Here is an 18216-nt window from a genome sequence, read left to right on the forward strand (position 1 = left end):
ATCCGGTCACCGACGGTCAGGCTCGCGCCGGGGACGGCTCCGAATCGCCGGTCGTCAGTGCGCTGACGACGAGGATAAGCAGCGCCGCGACCGGCGCGGCGACGATCACCGCATCGAGTCCGTAGGGGCTGTTGAGCGCGGTGTCCCACGTGATCGCGAGAATCGCGCCGACGATCATTCCGGCGAGGCCACCGGCCTTGGTGAGCCGGCCGCGCATCAGGAAAATCGCCAACAGTGCGGGGGTGATCGCGGCTCCGTAGGCCGTGTACGAGTACATCTGCACTTCGAGGATCGTCGGGAAGTACTGGCCGAGCACGAACGCGAACGCCCCGAAGACGACCACGCAGATCCGCGTGAGCAAGAACACCTGCGTATCGGACGCCTCGGGATTGATGAATCCCTTATAGAGATCCTGTGAGATGTTGGTACAGGCCGACAGGAGGTACGAACTCCCCGTCGTAATGATAAACGCCGACGCGGCGGCGAGCAGAATTCCGCCGACCCAGGTCGGAACGTAGGTCGTCGTCGCGATCAGCGCCATCCCCGGCTCGAGGTCGGGGAACATCGAGCGCGAGGCGAGGGCGATCAGGGGAATGAGCGTCGTCGTCGCGATGACGCCGACGAACCAGGCGATCAGCCCCCGATTGGTCCCTTCGTCGGTCTCGCCGGCGATGATGCGCTGGTACATGTTCTGGTCCGCAAGGATCAACAGCAGCGGCGGTGCCCAGAGGGCGAAAAACTCGAGGAACGAGAGGTCCCCGAGCGCGTCGAAGTGCGTCGCGGGCACGTTCGCCGTGACGCTTTCCCACCCGCCGGCACCGGAGATGACGAACGGGAGCGCGAGGAGCAGGCCGAAAAGCATCAGGAACGCGCTGATCGCGTCGGTGTAGGCGACGGACATGAGCCCGCCCGTCGCCGCGAGGGCGATGATGAGCACGGTGCCGATGACCGTTCCCTGGGTGACCGAAACCCCCGTCGTGACGTTGAGGATGAAGCCGAATCCGGTAAACTGGTAGGAAACGATGCCGATGTACGCGAACGCGATCACGAGCAAGCTGATGATCCGTCCCTCCTTGCCGAGTTCGGCCTCGATCATCTCTGGAATGGTCAGCTTCTCGAACCGTCTGATCCGGGGGGCAAGCGCCTTCAGGATCCCGATCCCGATCAGCGACCCGGTGCCGAGGAGCATCGCGGGCCACAGGCCGTGGTCGTACGCGATCGAGTTGCTTCCGCCCGTAACCGATCCCGATCCCATCCAGGTCGCCAGCAACGTGCCGGCGATGACGACCGTTCCGAGGCTTCGGCCGGCGACCATGAAGTCCTCGGCGGTGTTCGTTTTTCCGTACGCCCACACGCCGACGCCGAGCATGACGACGAGATAGCCGGCGACGATATACAGGAGTGTAATATCCGATTCGACTGCCATACTGCGTGCATACCAAACCTCCTATTTAATTCCTGCAGAATACGCCGCGTCGGTAACGAACGGCCGATCGAATTTCGGGCCGTGGAACTACAGCCATCCGTGACGCTGTGGCTGGACGTCATGGGAAACATCCACCGGAAACGCCACCGAACGAGGATACCAAACGGTGAAACAGCGGTTTGAGTCGGTGTAGGGAGACGTTTCGTTCGGTACTGTAATCAGTCTTCAGGTGTCCCGCCGACAATTGCGATTGAATATCCTACTTAGAGAATTCTGGAGAGCCATAACCGATCGTAACTTCGGAAATATCTACCGAATGTTACTTGGAATTTATCCGGTCGAAGGAATACGCTCTCACTGGCCGCTTCACGAATCCGCCTCGAGAAATCGACCGTAGCGGCCGACATCCACGACACCCAGTACCATAGCTATGAGCGACGACATACCGAATCGCACGATTCAGCCGAAGAACCGATCCTCAACTGAAGAACCGATCCTCAACCGAAGAACCGATCCTCAACCGAAGAACCGATCCTCAACCGAAGAACCGATCCTCAACCGAAGAACCGATCCTCAACCGAAGAACGCTGTTACGGGGTATCGGAACCGCAGGATTCATTGGGGCTCTCGGAACGGAGACCGTAGCGGCTCAACAGGAGTTACCGGGAACGCCGTGTACCTGTCCCGACGAGGCAGACGCGTTCGGCAAATACGAATTCAGGCCCGACGACGAACCCTGTTCCTTCGATCCGACACCGGATCAGGGGCAAAACGTCGTCGAAATTCTCGACTATCGGAATAAACCCGGTGAAGAGTGTGAGCCGATCGAAGTCGATTACGCCGTCAGAGGGTCTTGGGAGGTGATAAGCATCTGTGTGTTCGGTGGTGGACAAACCGCTACGGACACCAGCCCCGCTCCGCTCACCGGAACGTTCAGCGAACCGATACCCGGTTCACCACAGCCTGCAATCAGTCACATCGTCTTTTGTGTAAGGGAAATGGTGACTGAACCAGAAGAACCAGAAGAACCAGAAGAACCCGAAGAACCCGAAGAACCCGAAGAACCAGAAGAACCCGAAGAACCCGAAGAACCCGAAGAACCAGAAGAACCCGAAGGAGAGCCTGTTACGGAACCAGAAGAGCCCGGACCACCCGAAGGAGAGCCTGTTACGGAACCTGGAGACGGCCCCGTTACCGGACCCGAGGTTGGAAAGGGAGACGGCGAGATGAAAATCGATTCTCGGATTTCCTCAGAGCTCGATCAATCCAATAAGAACGCCCAACAGGGAGCGGCAAAGAGTAGAACGATTGGCGATAGACTGAAACCGAAAGGCAAGACATCCAGTCGGAAGAAGCACAAAGACTGAAGGATTCCCGAGATTTAGCTTCAAGACCAGTCACGGGGACACTCGAACGTCGAGGGCGGCCCCTCGGCGACGGGGTTGCTTCGTTCAATCATCGGCAATTCGAAACGAGGACGTACGTCTCGGTTCCGTTCAACGTACTCCGGTAGCTACCTCCCGATCGGTGGTGATCTTGAACGAGTCGCCACGAACGCCCACTCTGGTCGATGGACATAGTGACGGAGTCATCGGTGTCGCTACGGTACCGCCATCATTGGCGGGACGGTCGTCTCGAGCGACGGGTCGGACGTGGATGGTCCATCCGTCTCAGCCTGAAGACCCTCGACCACGAGTGACGCTCCGCATCCACTAAGCGCGACTCACTCCAACCACGTCCCAATGAGCGACTGGACCGAGAAGTCGGGAAAATACGATGTAGCTTCGATGTACTGAGAACGTCGAATATGCGTCGTTGGTCGTTCGTGAATGCAGAGACGAACTCCGACAAGTGAACACGGAATGGGTAGCTTCCATATATCGGGGAACGTTTTTACCTTTGCCCACCGTACACCGAGGTATGTCAGACGTAGCGCTCGACGACCGCGGTCGTCTCACGCTCCCGAAGGAGGTCCGAGAGCGATACGGGGACCGATATCACGTCGTTCAGCTTCCCGACGGGGTCAAACTGGTTCCGGTCGCCGACAACCCGCTCGAGGCACTCAGGGACGAATTCGCGGACGTCGATAAGTCGGCCGACGAACTTCGCGAGAAGGCCCGTGACGACGCCATCGACGAGGCCGGACGATAGATGTATGCGGAGACGGATTTTCTCCTCGCGCTCATCAAGGACGAGGACTGGCTTGGGGATGCTGCTGAAACGGTATACCGGGAACACCGTGACGAGTTGTGGACGTCCCAGTTCACGCTCATCGAACTCCTGATGGTCGCCTACCGGGAGGAACGTGATACCGAACGCGTCGTTTCGAACGCCGCCAACCTCGTCGAGGTACGCGGTGACGTGGAGACGGTCGTGACGGCGGCGACGTACGTGGAAGACCGCGGATTCACCCCGTTCGACGCACTTCACCTCGTCGAATCTAACGGCGATACCATCGTCTCGAGCGACGATACGTACGATGGAGTAGCCTCCCGTCTCGACCTGAAAACGGTCGACGAGTGACGCTCCGCAACCACTAAACGCGGCTCGCACCAATCACGTCCCAATGAGCGACTGGACCGAGAAGTACCGCCCGACGACGCTGTCGGAGGTACGCGGAAACAACAAGGCCCGCGACCAGTTGCAGGAGTGGGCGGAGACGTGGGACGACCACCGGGACGCGGTGATCGTCCACGGCAGCCCCGGCATCGGGAAGACCTCCGCCGCCCACGCGCTTGCCAACGACATGGGCTGGCCAGTGATGGAACTCAACGCAAGCGACAACCGCGGGGCCGACGTCATCGAACGCATCGCCGGCGAGGCCTCGAAAAGCGGCACGCTCACCGGCGGCGAAGCGGGCCGTCGGCTCGTCATCATGGACGAGGCGGACAACTTCCACGGCAACGCCGACTACGGCGGTTCCCGAGAGGTCACCCGCGTCGTCAAGGACGCCAACCAGCCGATCGTCCTCGTGGCAAACGAGTTCTACGACATGAGCCAGTCGCTGCGCAACGCCTGCGAGACCATCGAGTTCCGCGACGTCTCGAAGCGCTCGATCGTCCCCGTCCTGCGGGACATCTGCCGCCGTGAGGACATCGAGTTCGAGGAGGAAGCCCTCGAGAAGATCGCGGAGGCGACGAGCGGCGACCTGCGGTCGGCGGTCAACGACCTGCAGGCCGTCGCCGAGGAAACCGAGCGCCTGACCGTCGAGGACGTGGTCACGAGCGAGCGCGACACCACCGAAGGGATCTTCGACTACCTCGATACGCTCATCAAGGAGACGGACGCCGAAGGGGCGCTGCGGGCGTCCTACGACGTCGACGAGAACCCGGACGACCTGCTCAACTGGATCGAGGACAACGTCCCGAAGGATTACGAGGGGGCGGAACTGGCCGACGCCTACGAGTTCCTCTCGAACGCCGACCGGTGGCTCGGGCGGGTGCGCTCGACCCAGAACTACTCCTACTGGCGGTACGCGACGGACAACATGACCGCCGGCGTCGCCGCCTCCCGCCGCGAAGACAAGGGCGGCTGGACCCGCTACGGTCCCCCGAGTTACTGGTCGAAGCTCGGCCGCACGAAAGGGACGCGAAACACCCGGGACGGGATCGCGGAACGCATCGCCGAACGCGAAGGGACGAGCGTCGCAACCGCACGCCGGGAAATCCTCCCGTACCTCTCGGCGATGACCCACCACTGCAAGAACCGGGAGCTTACCGTCAGCATGGCCGCCGCCTACGAACTCGACGAGGCCGACGTCTCGTTCGTCACCGGCAGCGGCAAAACCACGAACAAGGTCCAGTCGATCGTCGAGGACGCCGAGGACCTGCGGACCGAGGAAACCGTCGAGCACTCGGGGACAGCGTTTTTCGCCCCCGACGACGCGGGTTCGGAAACGGCCGCCGACGAGGGGGAATCCGCCGATTCCGACGACCGTGACCAGCAGACGCTCACGGCCTCGAGCGACGAATCGAACGCGGAAACGACGGAATCGGACTCGAGCGCCGAGACCCAACAGCCGGACGACGACCAGTCCGGACTCAACGACTTCCTGTAGGTGTTTTCGGCTCGCTCCCGCGTGGCGTCCCGACCCGCGCCCGGCCCGAATACGCCTCTCAACACGAACATATCTAGTTGTAGAACGATCGACAGTATTACGTCGGTGAACGTCGACAGTGGACACCGATGAACGGGCCACCGACCGACCACCACGACTGTCCGCTCTGTACGGACACATACGACGAACGGATCGACCTCCGGGTCCACCTCGAGGTCGAACACCGGAAGTCGGAGATCGTCGCCTCCTTCGTCGAGACGCTGGAGGACGTCCCCGAGCCGTCCGTAGACGGCGATGCTGCGGCCGTCAACGGAGGCCCACCGACGCCGTCCGCGGACTGATTCTCGAAGCGGTCCGGTCAGCGCTCGGTTCCGACCGGCAACTGCTCCAGAAACGCCGCGGAGAGAGCGTCCGCCACTCCGTCGGCGAGTTCAGGCGGCGCTTCGCCCTCGAGCCGCGGCACTGTCTCGATGGGATAGCCGGTCATCCGTTCGAGTTCGGCCGGGTTCGTCCGTTCGGCGACCGTCTTCCCCTCGTACTCGTTACAGACGACGCCGAGGACGTCGACGCCGCGGCGCTCGAGCGCGTCGATCGACAGCGCGGTGTGGTTGAGCGTTCCCAGCCCCGAGAGCGTGACCACGACCGCCGTCGCCTCGAGATCGGCGACGAGGTCGATCACCTCGCGGTCGCCGGCCAGCGGGACCCGAAGCCCGCCGATCCCCTCGACCAGCGGAACGGTGGTTCGCTCGAGTTCGCGCTTGCAGGCCGTCAGGATCGACTCGTAGGTGAGCTTCTCGTCGGCCTCCTCGGCGGCAACGCGTGGCGCGAGTGCGGGCTCGAGGTATCTTGGACAGACCGCGGCGTCGGGATCGGCACAGGCTTCGGCGACGAATCCAGCGTCGTCGTCCGGCGGCCAGCCGGTCTGGGCGGGTTTGATCGCTCGCGCGTCGTGTCCCGCCGAGCGGAGCCAACGGGTAAGCCCGGCCGTGACGACGGTCTTGCCGACGCCGGTTCCGGTCCCGACGACGGCGATCGGTCGCGTTTCGGCGGTCATAGGAGTCCGACCTCCTCGCCCGCGGCCTGAAACGCCTCGAGACAGGCGACGATGTCGTCCTGTTCGTGGGTCGCCATCGGGGCGACCCGGATTCGACTGGTTCCCTCCGGTACCGTCGGCGGTCTGATCGCCGGCGCGATGACGCCTCGGTCCCGAAGCCCGTCGGCGAGTGCGAGGGCATCACGTCGGTCCCCGACGAGGACGGGGAGGATCTGTGACTCCCCGGCGATTTCGAATCCAAGCGATTCGAGTCCGTCCCGGAGGTGGGCGACGTTCTCCCAGAGCCGTTCGCGGGCATCGCTGTGCCGGGCGAGATGCAGCGCTTCGCTGGCGGCCGCGGCCGCCGGCGGCGTCAGCCCCGTCGAGAAGACGAACGACCGCGCGTCGTTGACCAGACACTCGACCAACGCGGCGCTACCGGCGACGTAGCCGCCCTGACTCGCAAGCGCCTTCGAGAGCGTCCCCATCTGGACGTGGATCCGATCCTCGAGTCCCTCCGCCTGAACGACGCCGCCGCCGGTAGCGTAGAGGCCAGTCGCGTGGGCTTCGTCGACCATCACCCACGCGCCGAACTCCTCGGCGGCATCGCAGATAGCGCCGAGGGGCGCGACCGTCCCGTCCATGCTGAACACCGAGTCCGTGACGAGCAGCCACGACTCGTCCTCGTCGGTCGAATCCGACCGGGCGGCTCGCGTTTCCAGCTTCGACCGCAGGCTCGCCGCGTCGCAGTGATCGTATACGACGATTTCGGCACCCGAGAGCCGACAGCCGTCGACGATGCTCGCGTGGTTCAGTTCGTCCGAGAAGACGACGTCCGGCTCGAGCGCAGCGATCGTCCCGACGTTCGCGGCGTAGCCCGAAGAAAACGTCAGGGCTCGCTCGGTCCCTTTGGTCTCGGCCAGCAGTCGCTCGAGGTCCCGATGGGCCAGCGTGTCCCCGGTGACCAGCCGGCTCGCACCCGCGCCCGTTCCGACGGTCGCGGCGGCCTGTCGGGCCGCGTTCTGGACGCGCTGATCGGCGGTCAACCCCAGGTAGTTGTTCGAGGCAAACACCAGCACCTCGTCGGATTCGAGCACCGGGAGGTCACCGCCCGAGGGAGCCGCAAAATATCCTCGCTCCGCGACCCGGTCGACGGGCGAGAGCGATCGTTTCAGTTCGTTCTCCTCGAGCGTCCCGAGCCGGGCCCCGAGGTCGAACCCGCGGTCTTCCATTGAAGTAAAGGGTGTCGTTGCCGTGGTTTCACTTTCACGGTTCCGATCAGGACGGATCAGCCGCCGGTGGACGGCCACAGCAGCCGCTGCCGTCCGTGGTCGTCTCGTGTCCGGACGGGGCCAGTATCGTCCTGCACGTCGTCCGATCGCCCGGGCCCGAAACCGCCTCGAGCCGCGGTGGCGTCGCTCTCAGAAACCGGGCATCAGTTCCGCCGGCCCGAAAACGCCGTATTCGCCGGCACGGTTCCGCCGGACGCCGGCTTTCAGGTAGCCAAGCGCCGGGCCGTTGACGTTTGCCTCCATACTCGTCTCGTCGCCGAGTTGGAACGTGTTCGTCGCTGTCTCGCCGTCGAAGGTCCGACCCGTGACCCGCACCGTGGTCGTCGTGGGCTTCTCGTCGCTGCGCACGTCGAGGATTCCGCCGACCTCGACGTCCTCGGCGTCGCAGATCCCGGCGCGCTCTAACAGGACGTCGTCGGCGTGTTCCATGTCCTCGAACTCGATGACGCCGTCGTGGTCGTCGATGATCGCCTCGATCTCTTCGTCCGAAAGCTCGCGTGCGGTTTCGATGTCGTAGTCGGGCAGGTGGGCGATGTCCTCGCGGACGGTGCCGCGGTTGTCCTCGTAGCCGGACTTGAGACCGACGCCCCACCAGATGTCGACGGCCTCGATCTCGACGAACGACTGGGCGGCCAGCGCCGCTGCGCCGGTGAGCAGCCCCGGCGTTGCGCCCGCGCCACAGATGAAGGTGATGCCGGCGTCGTCGAACGCATCGGCGCGTTCGTCGAGCATGTCGATCACGCGCGAGCGTTTGAGTACGTCGATCATCACTCCCGAGTAGCCGCCCTCGACGAAGCGGTCGGCGGTCCGCGGGATGAAGTCGTGTTCGTAGTTCGGCAACGCGAGCAGGACGGCGTCGATCCCGTCACCGCGGTCGATGATCTCCTGAATGGGGTCCTCGCTCGTTCGCGCCTGCTCGGAGGCGACGACGCCTCGGTTCTCGCCGTGCTGTTTGACGCCGCCGCCGGCAGCCGTCGCGCCGCCGTCCGTGGCCACTTCGTTGTCGATGTTCCCCTCCGTCGCGGCCAGCAGTTCCTCGACGTCGAGGCCGTCGAAGTCGACGGCGACGCCGTGGCGGTCACACGCCGCGACGGGCGTAAGCGCGTCCTTGTGCTGGCTGACCTCGAGCGCTCGTCGGCCGATACCTCCGGTTCCGAGTACTGCAAACGTAACGTCGTCCATGTCTGGTGATCGTCGGTTGTCGTCGTCGGTTCGCAATCGATACGTCAATCGTCGCCCGGTTCGGTGCCGGTCTTTGCCGTCTCGGTGGTCGATCCCGTCGACGCGCCGTGGCGAGCCTTGACCGCCTCCGGATCGAAGTCGTTGGTCTCCCGGTTCGGCTCGAGGCCCGCGCGTTCGATGATCTCGATGTCGTCACCGGGCGACTGCCCCTCCGTGGTGAGGTAATCGCCCGTGAGCAGGCCGTCGGCACCGGCCTCGAGGGGAAGGTGTTGTTCCTCGGGCGCGAGGTTCGCCTCGCGGCCGCCGGTGAGTCGAACCCGCGAACGGGGATGGAGCAGTTTGTACACCGCGACCGTCTTGACGATCTCCTCGGTCGTGATGTCGACGCCTCGCTCGGCCATCGGCGTCCCCGGTACCGGGTTCAACACGTTCACCGGCAGCGAGGAGATGCCGATCTCTTGCAACGCGATTGCGGCCTCGACCCGGTCGGTTGGAGTCTCGCCCATCCCGAGGATGACGCCCGCACAGAGGTCCATCCCGGCCGCCTTGGCCACCTCGAGGGTCCGAACCCGATCCTCGAAGTCGTGCGTGTCGACGACTTCGGGGAAGTACCGCGGGGACGTCTCGATGTTGTGATTGTAGTGGTTGATCCCCTCCGCCGCGAGGATTTCGGCTTCCGCTTCGGTCAGAATGCCCAGCGAGGCGTCGATCTCGAGATCGCACTCGTCGCGGACGAGGCGGATCGCCTCGATGACCTCCGCCCACTCCTCGGGGCGGTGTTCCTTCGAGACGCCCTTCTCCGCGACGACGATGCCGAACCGCTGTGCGCCGTCGCGTTCGGCGCGCTTCGCGGCTTCGAGGACCTTCTCGGGGCCGAGAAAGCCGTAGGTATCGATGCCGGTATCGAAGTGTACCGACTGCGCACAGAACCCACAGTCCTCGGCGCAGTTGCCCGCCTTCGCGTTGACGATCGAGCAGGCGTCGACCGTCCCATCGCCGAAGTGATCCCGAACGGCCGCGCCGGCTTCCGCGAGCGACTCGACCGGCTGGGCCATCAACGCCAGCCCGTCGGTCCGATCGAGTCGCTCGCCGGCAAGCACCCGCTCGAGTGCGTCGTCGACCGTCTCGTTTCCTATCTCGTAAACCACAGTTTCGACATCGGTTAACGAGACTATAATGATTGTGGATCGTCACGACGGTTGCGACGCGGCGGTGTCGGCGGGTACGGGATCGAGGTGGTCAGGAGTCAGTATCGTCCCCGGGGTCAGGCCTCGAAATCGCGTCGGTGTCGCCGTCGTACACGTAGTGGCGGTCCGTGCGATCGCCGAGATCCAAGTACGTGGGGCCGTACTCCTCCAATCGAACCCGATCGGCGTCGTGCTCGCGCGCGAGTGCGATGAGGCCCGGCGGTGATCGGTCCGCAGAAGCGTTTCGGTGATCACCGGTGTGGCGTCGACATCGTCGTCCGTTCTACCGAGTTCGTAGGTCTCGAGTCTCGTCGAGTCGGCCGTATCGTCGGTGTCGTCCGTCGACGGATCGGACGTCGAATCGAGACACCCGGCGGTCGCGATCCCACCGACGGTAGCGAGGAGAACGCGACGGGTCGGGCGGGGCAGACGATCACCTGTTCGCCGAACTGGTAAGTATCTTGTCGTGATCGCGACTGTGCCTAGATATCGCGGCGTCTCCATGAGTTTTCGGGGCCGCCGCCAGAACATCCATCGGCCGCGGTGTGGTTCCCTCCGACAGCGGCAACGATCGGGACGTTTATTCCCGTTCCGTAACGCTTGAATAGAGGTGTGTGGTGTCAACGTTCATGGTCATCAGTCCCCCGGCGGAGCGATTCGAGGACGTCCCGAACTTCGACTACGAACCCCAGTACGTCGACGTCGGCGGACTGGAGATGGCGTACGTCGAAACCGGCGGCAGTGCGGACGAAAGCGGAGACGAGGAGACGTTTCTCTGTCTACACGGCGAGCCCTCGTGGTCGTTCCTCTATCGAAAAATGATGCCTATCCTGGCCGAACGCGGCCGCGTCGTCGTCCCCGATCTGATCGGCTGTGGCCGTTCCGACCGATACGAGGACCGAGACGAGTACACCGTTGAGATGCACTACGACGCCGTGCGAACGTTCGTCGAGGCCCTCGAGTTGACGAACATCACGCTCGTGTGCCAGGACTGGGGCGGACTGTTGGGACTCCCGCTGGCGGCCAGCCAGCCCGAGCGGTTCGCCCGACTGGTTCCGATGAACACCGGGCTTCCGGACGGCACACAGGAGATGGCCGAGACCTGGCACGCGTTCGCGGACGTGATCGCAACCGCCGAGGACCTCGATATCGGCGAGATCGTCCAAAACGGCTGTTACCGCGATCTCCCGGCGGACGTGGTCGACGCCTACCGCGCACCGTTTCCCGACGAGCGGTACATGGCCGGTGTCCGAACGTTTCCCGACCTCGTCCCGCAGTCGCCCGACGACCCCGGCGCGGAACTGTTCGCCGACGCGCGGGAGCGCCTCGCCGAGTGGGAAAACCCTGCGTTCGTCCTCTTCGCAAAGCACGACCCGATTACGGCCGATACTCGAGATCCCCTCCGTAACCACATTCCGACCGCGAGCGAACAGCCGGACGTCTGGATCGACGAGGCTGCACACTTCCTTCAGGAAGACGCCGGCGAGGAGATCGCCGAGCACATCGTCGACTTCGTCGATCGCACCTGACTCGGCGCGCCGGAAACGCCTCTCGCAGTGTTTCCGCGTCCTACTTCTCGAACGCCGTCGTCTCACGGCGAGCGAACACTGACCGATCGGTCACCCGAAGCCGATCGTCGGCCATTACACTAATATATCACTTCTCTCATCAGTCGCTGATGGAAAAATTCCGAACGTTGATTACGTATTATTAGCTAATTGAGTATCGTGAATGCATGACCGATAGTACGATCGGGAGCGAATCGGGTGAGGGCGGGGTCGATGTCGGTTCGAGTGTCGACGAACTGTTCGATGAGCTGGCGGAGGAATCGCCCCGGGGGGAGGCGATCGACCGGGAAGCACAATGCGAACGGGACGACGGCCGGACCGAGTCCAGCGAGACGCCGTCGGATGCGGACGATATCGAGGATCAGACGGCGGCAGCCGTCTTCGGCCAACTCAAAGACGACGTCGACGACACCGCAACTGACGAGCTCCTCTCGGAGGACAGTCCCGAGGACATCATCGCGAGCGCGGACGAACCGGACCCGGAGCACGAATCGCCGGTCGACGACGATCTGCTCGTCGACGAGGACGAACTCGAGGAACTCCTGCTTACCGGCCGGCGAAAGGAACAGGAGTTCCTCTGGATCGATCCCGACGACTCGACGGCAACCGATTCCGACGGCGAAGCGGAATCCGAGAGTTTCGAACGCGACACCGCCGGGAGCGACCGCGAGCAGGCGGCCACCGAAACCGAGCGGGACGAGCCCGCCGGCACGGAGACGGACGACCGGGCGACCGTCGAACTCGAGGACGAGACGGAACCCGAAGACGACGAGCCACAGGTCAAACTCGTCGCAGACACGACAGAGACCGACGACGGGGAAGAGACCGGGGCCGAGCCGCAGATCGAGGACGAGGCGGACCCCGATTCCCTCGGAGGGACGCCGGGAGTCGAACCCGACGCCGCCGACGTCGAGTCCGGAGCTTCGAACGCGAGCGACGGTTCGTCCCCACGGTCCGACGACCCTGCCTCGAGCGAAACCGACAGCGGCCCCGACGGCGACGCCGAATCCGCGGCGGAACGAGCGGACAGTTCCGCCGGCGTACCGCTGTCCGGGGAAACAGGCCCGATCGGCGGCGCTGCCGACGCCGACGTGTTCGAAGCGATAGCGGCCGACTCCGCCGACAAGAGCCGAGCCGACGGTCCCGCCGACGAGGAGAGCAGCGCGGACGACGGTCGGACGGACGGCCGAGCCCCGGAGACGATCGACACGGCGGCTACCCCCGACAACGACGGCCCGATCGACGACAGCGACGACCCGGACGGAGTCGTCGGTCGCCTTCGATCGAAGCTCACGGGGCTCTTCTAGGGACGGTTCGCCGACGCCGTCCGATACGGACGAAACCGTGCCCGAGACGGGTTCCGACATCGAGTCGGAACTCGAGCGAATCCACGAACGAAAACGCCGCGGAGCAGGACAGTGCCGGTGTGGACACGCCCGACGACCCGATTCACGCCGATCGTCCCGCGGCTCATCACCTCGTGCTGATCGCTTCTCAGCCGACTGGTGTGGCCCGTGTCGGATGCTCGCACCGCTTCTCGACGACCTCGCTGGCGAGTTTCGTCAGCGATCGGGAAAAACCGACACCGCCGCCCAGTCGGGGCTCACACAGCAGGACGACGGACGGGTTGTAAGACGAACCGACTCTCCGGCAGGCGATCGACCGCCGCGCGGGATCGACGTCCCACCGTCCGTCGGCCCGAGCACGACCGGTTACGGCTCGGGGTGCCACTCGAGGCCGTTGCGGGCGACGGTGAAGGGCCGCGCACCGCAGTTCGGGCAGACGGTTCCGGCGGCTTCGGGATCGCTCGCACGGTCGGGGATCGTGTGTGCGTCGCCACAGGCGTCACACTCGATGTGTACCGGCACGGGGAACGATCACGGGCAGCTCACCCATGGTTGTTGTGCCGGGTATCGACGGCCGCCCGAGCACGACCGTGGCGAGTCAGGGGCGTAACTGCGAACGGTTGAGTTCTAGGGTTATCACCAGTCATAGCTTTGTCACTGCGACGAGGCCATGCGAACATGGGGCACACCTATCGAACCGAGCCGGACCCGCCGGAAGAACCGACGGAGCAAAGCGACGCGGACGCCCGGGAAACGGCTGAGGCGCTTCGAAACGGAGCGTGGATCGCAATCTCCTCGGTGTTCGGGCTCGCGCTGTTCGTCGTCGCGTTGATTCAACTTACCCGAGTGTTGACGCCGTCGTCGCCGTACGGAAGCACGACGCTCATCGACTGGTTACTGCTCGGCGTCATCGCGCTCGCGTTCGTCGTCGTCCTGACGATCGGACGGTGGGAACGAGCCGATTGACGTCCTCCCACAGGTAACGACATCGAAGCGCCGGAATCGATCGCCCCTCGGGTGGCGAGCAGGGAACGGGACCGCAGTCGTCCCGGGTCTCAGGCGAGGAACTCCTCGATGTGGTCCGCGACCTCTTCGGGCGTATCGCCGACGGGGACGCCGGCGTCGTTGAGCGCCGAAATCTTGCTCTCTGCGGTGCCGGTGCCCGAGCCGGAGACGATCGCGCCGGCGTGGCCCATGCGTTTTCCCGGCGGGGCCGTACGGCCGGCGATGAAGCCGGCGACGGGCGTGTCGACGTGCTCGTCGATGTATGCGGCGGCTTCCTCTTCGTCTTCGCCGCCGATCTCACCGCACATGACGATCGCGTCGGTCTCGGGGTCGTTCTCGAACAGCTCGAGCGCGTCGACGAAGTCGGTGCCGATGATCGGGTCGCCGCCGATGCCGATGGCGGTGGTCTGGCCGATGCCGCGGTTGGTCAGGCTGTCGACGACCTGGTAGGTCAGGGTACCGGATCGCGAGACGAGACCGACGTTCCCCTCGGCGAAGATGTTGCCGGGGAGAATGCCGAGTTTGGCCTCTCCCGGCGTGATGAGGCCGGGACAGTTCGGCCCGATGAGTCGCGTGTCGGTCTCCGAGAGGCGCTTGTTGACCCGGGCCATGTCCTGCGTCGGGATGCCCTCCGTGATCGCGACCGCGAGGTCGAGATCCGAGTCGAGCGATTCGAAGATCGCGTCGCCGGCAAAGGCCGGCGGGACGAAGATGACCGAGGTGTCGGCGTTCTCTTCGTCGACCGCTTCGTGGACCGTATCGTAGACGGGGACGCCCTCGACTTCCTGACCGCCCTTGCCGGGGACCGCGCCGGCAACGACGTTGGTGCCGTACTCCATCATCTGCTTGGCGTGGAACTTCCCTTCCCCGCCGGTGATGCCCTGTACCACGACGCGCGTGTCGTCGTCGACTAGTACGCTCATTGTTCGTTCACCTCCCCAGCGTACTCGACGGCACGCTGGACCGCGTCCTCTAAGGTCTGTTCGACCGTCACGAGGTCCTCGTTGAGAATCTCCATGCCTTCCTCCCAGTTCGTCCCGGCCAGTCGGACGACGACCGGCTTGGGGATTTCGTCGAACTGCTCGAGCGCTTCGTTGATCCCCCGGGCGACCTCGTCGCCGCGGGTGATCCCGCCGAAGATGTTGAAGACGACGCTGTCGACGTTGTCGTCCGAGAAGACCATATCGAGCGCGTTCGCGATGCGCTGGGCCTTGGCACCGCCGCCGACGTCGAGGAAGTTGGCGGGCTGGCCGCCGTAGTGGTCGACCAGATCGAGCGTCGTCATGACGAGGCCGGCACCGTTGCCGATGATCCCGACGTTGCCGGACAGCCGGACGTAGTCGAAGTCGTACTCGTCGGCCTTTTGCTCGAGTTCGTCGCCGCCGGCCGCCTCGTCTTCCATCTCGGCGAGTTCGGGCTGGCGAAACAGCGCGTCCTCGTCGATGTTCATCACGGCGTCGGCCGCGATGACCTCGTCGTCGCTTGTGACCATCAGCGGGTTGATCTCGGCGTCGGAGCCGTCGCGGCTCTCCCAGAGATCGTACAGCGTCATGAGAACGTTCGAGACGTCACGCGCGACGGCCTGATCGACGCCGGCGTCGTAGACGGCTTTGCGGGCCTGATAGGGATGCATTCCGAAGGACGGATCGACGTGTTCGCGGGCGATCGCGTCGGGGTCCTCCGCGGCGACCTCCTCGATGTTGACGCCGCCTTTGGTCGAGACCATGGCGACGGGTTTGCCCTCGCCGCGGTCCATCGTGATCCCGACGTAGAGTTCGTTCGTGAAATCGACCGCCTCCTCGACGAGGACGCGGTCGACGTGGTAGCCTTTGAGGTCCATCCCGAGGATCGAGTCCGCGGCCTCGCGGGCCTCGTCCTCGTTTTCGACGAGTTCGATCCCGCCGGCTTTTCCCCGGCCGCCGACCTGTACCTGTGCTTTGACTGCGACTGGATACCCGATCTCCTCGGCCGCGGTGACGACACCGTCGACGTCGGAGGCGAGTGTCGATTCCGGCGTCGGAATGCCGGCGTCGGCGAAGACCTGCTTCGCCTGGTACTCGTGCAGTTTCATGCCCATTCGAACGGGCGTCCCGACCTTGCTTAAATCCTGTTAGATTCCACTCGCGGCGGGAATCCATCGACGACTATCGACTCCAGAGAATCCGAAGTCGGCCATCGTTTCGCTCCCGTCCGCTTTCGCGTGAGATCCCGGCTACCGGTTCGACATCGCCGCCCTCGTGTCGAAAACGGCGGCATTCGTCCCCGCGACCCAGCATTGAAACGTCTCCCGGCCAATCCCTTTCTAGGGGGGTTGCCGAATCGACGTGACGAACCCGACCGCGACACACCGGCCACGACGGTGGCTGTCGTCTGTCACCGGCGCGCTCAGGTTTCTCGTCCATAGCAACCTCTTTATCTCGCTGGCGACGGTGAGCGTCGTCGTCACGACGGTCGTCCTGGCGGGACTGCCACTCGATCCGCTGCCGTTTTTCATCGTCTTCGCGGTCACGATGTTCGTCTACACCGTCAACCGGTTTACCGACATCGAGGAGGACGAGCGAAACGTTCCACGGCGGGCGGCGTTTACGCGGCGGTACGGCCGACTCTGGCTGGCGGCCGGCGTCGTCCTGTATCTCGGTTCGATCGCGCTCGCGGTCGCACTCGGCGTCCCGGGAGCCGGGTATCTGGTACTGCCGCTGGTCGTCGCCCTTCTGTACTCGACGGGCGGTCTCAAGCGCGTCTTTCTCGTGAAAAACCTCGTCGTCGGGGCCGCGTGGGGGCTGCTTCCGCTTGGCGTCGGCTACTACTACCAGCAGCTTTGGACGATAGAGGTGCTGTTTCTGGCCGGCTACGTCACCGCCATGATCACCATCGCCGCGGTGATCTTCGACGTCAAGGATATCGAAGGCGACCGGGAGGAAGGAATCGCTACGGTCCCGAACACGCTCGGTCTGCGGTGGACGCGGCTCCTCTCGCAGGCGGCGAACGTCGTCGTCGCCGCGGCCGTCGTCGCGCTCGTCCGGACCGGCGTCGTCTCTGTCGACTTCCTCGTCGTGCTCGCGATGAACGGATACGTCGGCGCTTACATCCCCTTCGCGACACCCGACCGCGGCCCGCTGTTCTACGGGTTCATCGTCGACGGGGAACACGTCTTTCTCGCCGCGCTCGTGGTCGCACTCGAGGTCGCGGTCTGGTAACCGAGCGGCGATCGGCCCCGCGGACGGCCCACGGAAGCCGGCCGCCGCCGGCAGGTTAGGGCAATCGTTTGACGGTCTCGAAAAGCCGGTCCCGAACAGCCGTCGGGACGAGGCTGCCAAGCCACAGCTGGTACTTCCACGGCCCGACGACATAGCGCGCGTCAGGGTTTTTCGCGTGAACTGCGTCGACGATGACGTCCGCGACCCGCTCGGGCTGGATGTAGCCGACCGCCTTGTCGAGGAACCGTCGATCGTACCGGTCCTCGTCGAAGAGCCGGTAGAACCAGTCGTAGGCACCCGTCTCCTCGAGTCGGTCCGTCTCGGCGAGTGCCCGGTTCCCGAAGTTCGTCTCGACGGGACCGGGTTCGATCAGGACGACGTCGATGCCGTGGTCCGACACCTCCACGCGCAACGCGTCGCTCAGCCCCTCGATGGCCCACTTCGACGCCGTGTACGCGCCCTGTCCGGGAAAGAACGTCCGGCCGTAGACGCTCGAGATGTTGACGATCCGGCCGTGTCCCTGGCGGCGCATGATCGGCAACGCCGCCCTGATGAGTCGGTGTTGGCCGAAGGTGTTGACGTCGAACTGCCGTTCGACGGCCTCAGTCGGAACCTCCTCTACGGGGCCGATCTGTCCGTACCCGGCGTTGTTGACCAGACAGTCGAGCCGCCCGGTCTCGTCGTCGATTCGCTCGACGACAGTGTCGACCTGCTCGGCGTCGGTGACGTCGAGCGTGGCGGTTTCACAGCCCAGTTCGGCGAGTGCCTCGAGATCGTCGCGATCCGGGTCGGTTGCGTACACCGTCCAACCGCGCTCGTCGAACGCGCGGGCGGTTTCGGTTCCGATACCCGAAGCACAGCCCGTGATCAGGACCGTCGGCGAACGCATAGCCACAGTTCACGCGTCAACTGGATAATCCTTC

18 protein-coding genes and 1 pseudogene are annotated in these 18216 nt (G+C 64.4%); 10 read left to right on the plus strand and 9 right to left on the minus strand.

The genetic code is table 11. From position 1 onward, the window contains the following. Positions 1 to 16: 16 nt before the first annotated feature. On the minus strand, positions 17 to 1426 hold the full coding sequence (locus tag TX80_RS01690) for a sodium:solute symporter family protein (RefSeq protein WP_049921144.1): 1410 nt from the start codon (positions 1424 to 1426) through the stop codon (positions 17 to 19). Between the two features lie 1001 nt (positions 1427 to 2427). Between TX80_RS01690 and TX80_RS18835 the strand changes: the two genes are divergently transcribed. The 5 genes from TX80_RS18835 to TX80_RS01710 all read left to right on the plus strand — a co-directional run bounded on the left by TX80_RS18835 (position 2428) and on the right by TX80_RS01710 (position 5824). Then, entirely contained in the window at positions 2428 to 2793 is a 366-nt protein-coding gene (locus TX80_RS18835; protein ID WP_154658550.1) for a hypothetical protein, read from the plus strand. Between the two features lie 553 nt (positions 2794 to 3346). Continuing rightward, positions 3347 to 3577 carry an AbrB/MazE/SpoVT family DNA-binding domain-containing protein gene (locus tag TX80_RS01695; RefSeq protein WP_049921145.1) on the plus strand — a complete coding sequence of 77 codons (231 nt, stop codon included), beginning with the start codon at positions 3347 to 3349 and terminating at the stop codon, positions 3575 to 3577. Then, on the plus strand, positions 3578 to 3949 hold the full coding sequence (locus TX80_RS01700) for a PIN domain-containing protein (protein ID WP_049921146.1): 372 nt from the start codon (positions 3578 to 3580) through the stop codon (positions 3947 to 3949). Between the two features lie 43 nt (positions 3950 to 3992). Then, positions 3993 to 5483 carry a replication factor C large subunit gene (locus TX80_RS01705; protein WP_049921147.1) on the plus strand — a complete coding sequence of 497 codons (1491 nt, stop codon included), beginning with the start codon at positions 3993 to 3995 and terminating at the stop codon, positions 5481 to 5483. 128 nt (positions 5484 to 5611) lie between these two features. Beyond that, entirely contained in the window at positions 5612 to 5824 is a 213-nt protein-coding gene (locus tag TX80_RS01710; protein ID WP_049921148.1) for a hypothetical protein, read from the plus strand. A 17-nt stretch (positions 5825 to 5841) separates the two neighbouring features. Here TX80_RS01710 and bioD read toward each other — a convergent pair whose 3' ends face one another. From bioD to bioB, 4 genes are all read right to left on the minus strand, one after another. After that, the gene (bioD, locus tag TX80_RS01715; RefSeq protein ID WP_049921149.1) at positions 5842 to 6537 is read right to left on the minus strand and encodes a dethiobiotin synthase; all 696 of its coding nucleotides are present in this window, start codon (positions 6535 to 6537) and stop codon (positions 5842 to 5844) included. Then, positions 6534 to 7748: an aminotransferase class I/II-fold pyridoxal phosphate-dependent enzyme gene (locus tag TX80_RS01720; RefSeq protein WP_049921150.1), complete on the minus strand. Its 1215-nt coding sequence runs from the start codon at positions 7746 to 7748 to the stop codon at positions 6534 to 6536. The genes bioD and TX80_RS01720 overlap by 4 nt, the downstream gene beginning before the upstream one ends. Before the next feature lie 189 nt (positions 7749 to 7937). Continuing rightward, positions 7938 to 8990: a hypothetical protein gene (locus tag TX80_RS01725; RefSeq protein ID WP_049921151.1), complete on the minus strand. Its 1053-nt coding sequence runs from the start codon at positions 8988 to 8990 to the stop codon at positions 7938 to 7940. A gap of 44 nt (positions 8991 to 9034) precedes the next feature. Beyond that, positions 9035 to 10138 (minus strand): biotin synthase BioB, encoded by a 1104-nt coding sequence (gene bioB / locus TX80_RS01730; RefSeq protein WP_049921152.1) that lies wholly within the window; start codon positions 10136 to 10138, stop codon positions 9035 to 9037. Positions 10139 to 10806: 668 nt separating this feature from the next. Between bioB and TX80_RS01740 the strand changes: the two genes are divergently transcribed. From TX80_RS01740 to TX80_RS20070, 3 genes and pseudogenes are all read left to right on the plus strand, one after another. Then, complete coding sequence (locus tag TX80_RS01740) at positions 10807 to 11706, plus strand: haloalkane dehalogenase (protein WP_049921154.1); 900 nt, start codon at positions 10807 to 10809, stop codon at positions 11704 to 11706. Positions 11707 to 11912: 206 nt separating this feature from the next. Beyond that, positions 11913 to 13052 (plus strand): hypothetical protein, encoded by a 1140-nt coding sequence (locus TX80_RS01745; protein ID WP_049921155.1) that lies wholly within the window; start codon positions 11913 to 11915, stop codon positions 13050 to 13052. 37 nt (positions 13053 to 13089) lie between these two features. Next, a pseudogene (locus tag TX80_RS20070) lies at positions 13090 to 13302 on the plus strand (thioredoxin family protein); the annotation flags it as partial. 155 nt (positions 13303 to 13457) lie between these two features. On the opposite strand, the gene TX80_RS19250 reads toward TX80_RS20070, so the two are convergent. Continuing rightward, the gene (locus TX80_RS19250) at positions 13458 to 13613 is read right to left on the minus strand and encodes a hypothetical protein (protein WP_195893013.1); all 156 of its coding nucleotides are present in this window, start codon (positions 13611 to 13613) and stop codon (positions 13458 to 13460) included. Positions 13614 to 13769: 156 nt separating this feature from the next. Between TX80_RS19250 and TX80_RS01750 the strand changes: the two genes are divergently transcribed. After that, positions 13770 to 14057, plus strand: coding sequence for a hypothetical protein (locus tag TX80_RS01750; RefSeq protein ID WP_049921156.1), 288 nt, complete (start codon positions 13770 to 13772; stop codon positions 14055 to 14057). A gap of 89 nt (positions 14058 to 14146) precedes the next feature. On the opposite strand, the gene sucD is transcribed toward TX80_RS01750, so the two are convergent. Together sucD and sucC are read right to left on the minus strand one after the other, a co-directional pair. Continuing rightward, positions 14147 to 15019, minus strand: a complete 873-nt coding sequence (gene sucD, locus TX80_RS01755) for a succinate--CoA ligase subunit alpha (protein WP_049921157.1) — start codon at positions 15017 to 15019, stop codon at positions 14147 to 14149. Continuing rightward, a complete protein-coding gene (gene sucC, locus TX80_RS01760) occupies positions 15016 to 16167 on the minus strand; it encodes an ADP-forming succinate--CoA ligase subunit beta (RefSeq protein ID WP_049921158.1) in 1152 nt (383 codons plus the stop codon). Before sucC ends, sucD begins: the two co-directional genes overlap by 4 nt. A gap of 253 nt (positions 16168 to 16420) precedes the next feature. Between sucC and TX80_RS01765 the strand changes: the two genes are divergently transcribed. Further along, a complete protein-coding gene (locus TX80_RS01765) occupies positions 16421 to 17293 on the plus strand; it encodes a UbiA family prenyltransferase (RefSeq protein WP_049921159.1) in 873 nt (290 codons plus the stop codon). 55 nt (positions 17294 to 17348) lie between these two features. Here the strand turns inward: TX80_RS01765 and TX80_RS01770 are convergent, their stop codons facing one another. After that, positions 17349 to 18182, minus strand: coding sequence for an SDR family oxidoreductase (locus TX80_RS01770; protein ID WP_049921160.1), 834 nt, complete (start codon positions 18180 to 18182; stop codon positions 17349 to 17351). Between the last annotated feature and the right edge of the window lie 34 nt (positions 18183 to 18216).

The organism is Halopiger djelfimassiliensis (assembly GCF_000455365.1).
Lineage (GTDB): Archaea > Halobacteriota > Halobacteria > Halobacteriales > Natrialbaceae > Halopiger_B > Halopiger_B djelfimassiliensis.

Bases quoted from the DNA above. Each gene is read 5' to 3' on its own strand.
- TX80_RS01690 (WP_049921144.1), bottom strand. From the start codon at position 1,426: ATGGCAGTCGAATCGGATATTACACTCCTGTATATCGTCGCCGGCTAT.
- TX80_RS01695 (WP_049921145.1), top strand. From the start codon at position 3,347: ATGTCAGACGTAGCGCTCGACGACCGCGGTCGTCTCACGCTCCCGAAG.
- TX80_RS01700 (WP_049921146.1), top strand. From the start codon at position 3,578: ATGTATGCGGAGACGGATTTTCTCCTCGCGCTCATCAAGGACGAGGAC.
- TX80_RS01705 (WP_049921147.1), top strand. From the start codon at position 3,993: ATGAGCGACTGGACCGAGAAGTACCGCCCGACGACGCTGTCGGAGGTA.
- TX80_RS01710 (WP_049921148.1), top strand. From the start codon at position 5,612: ATGAACGGGCCACCGACCGACCACCACGACTGTCCGCTCTGTACGGAC.
- bioD (WP_049921149.1), bottom strand. From the start codon at position 6,537: ATGACCGCCGAAACGCGACCGATCGCCGTCGTCGGGACCGGAACCGGC.
- TX80_RS01720 (WP_049921150.1), bottom strand. From the start codon at position 7,748: ATGGAAGACCGCGGGTTCGACCTCGGGGCCCGGCTCGGGACGCTCGAG.
- TX80_RS01725 (WP_049921151.1), bottom strand. From the start codon at position 8,990: ATGGACGACGTTACGTTTGCAGTACTCGGAACCGGAGGTATCGGCCGA.
- TX80_RS01740 (WP_049921154.1), top strand. From the start codon at position 10,807: ATGGTCATCAGTCCCCCGGCGGAGCGATTCGAGGACGTCCCGAACTTC.
- TX80_RS01745 (WP_049921155.1), top strand. From the start codon at position 11,913: ATGACCGATAGTACGATCGGGAGCGAATCGGGTGAGGGCGGGGTCGAT.
- TX80_RS01750 (WP_049921156.1), top strand. From the start codon at position 13,770: ATGGGGCACACCTATCGAACCGAGCCGGACCCGCCGGAAGAACCGACG.
- sucD (WP_049921157.1), bottom strand. From the start codon at position 15,019: ATGAGCGTACTAGTCGACGACGACACGCGCGTCGTGGTACAGGGCATC.
- sucC (WP_049921158.1), bottom strand. From the start codon at position 16,167: ATGAAACTGCACGAGTACCAGGCGAAGCAGGTCTTCGCCGACGCCGGC.
- TX80_RS01770 (WP_049921160.1), bottom strand. From the start codon at position 18,182: ATGCGTTCGCCGACGGTCCTGATCACGGGCTGTGCTTCGGGTATCGGA.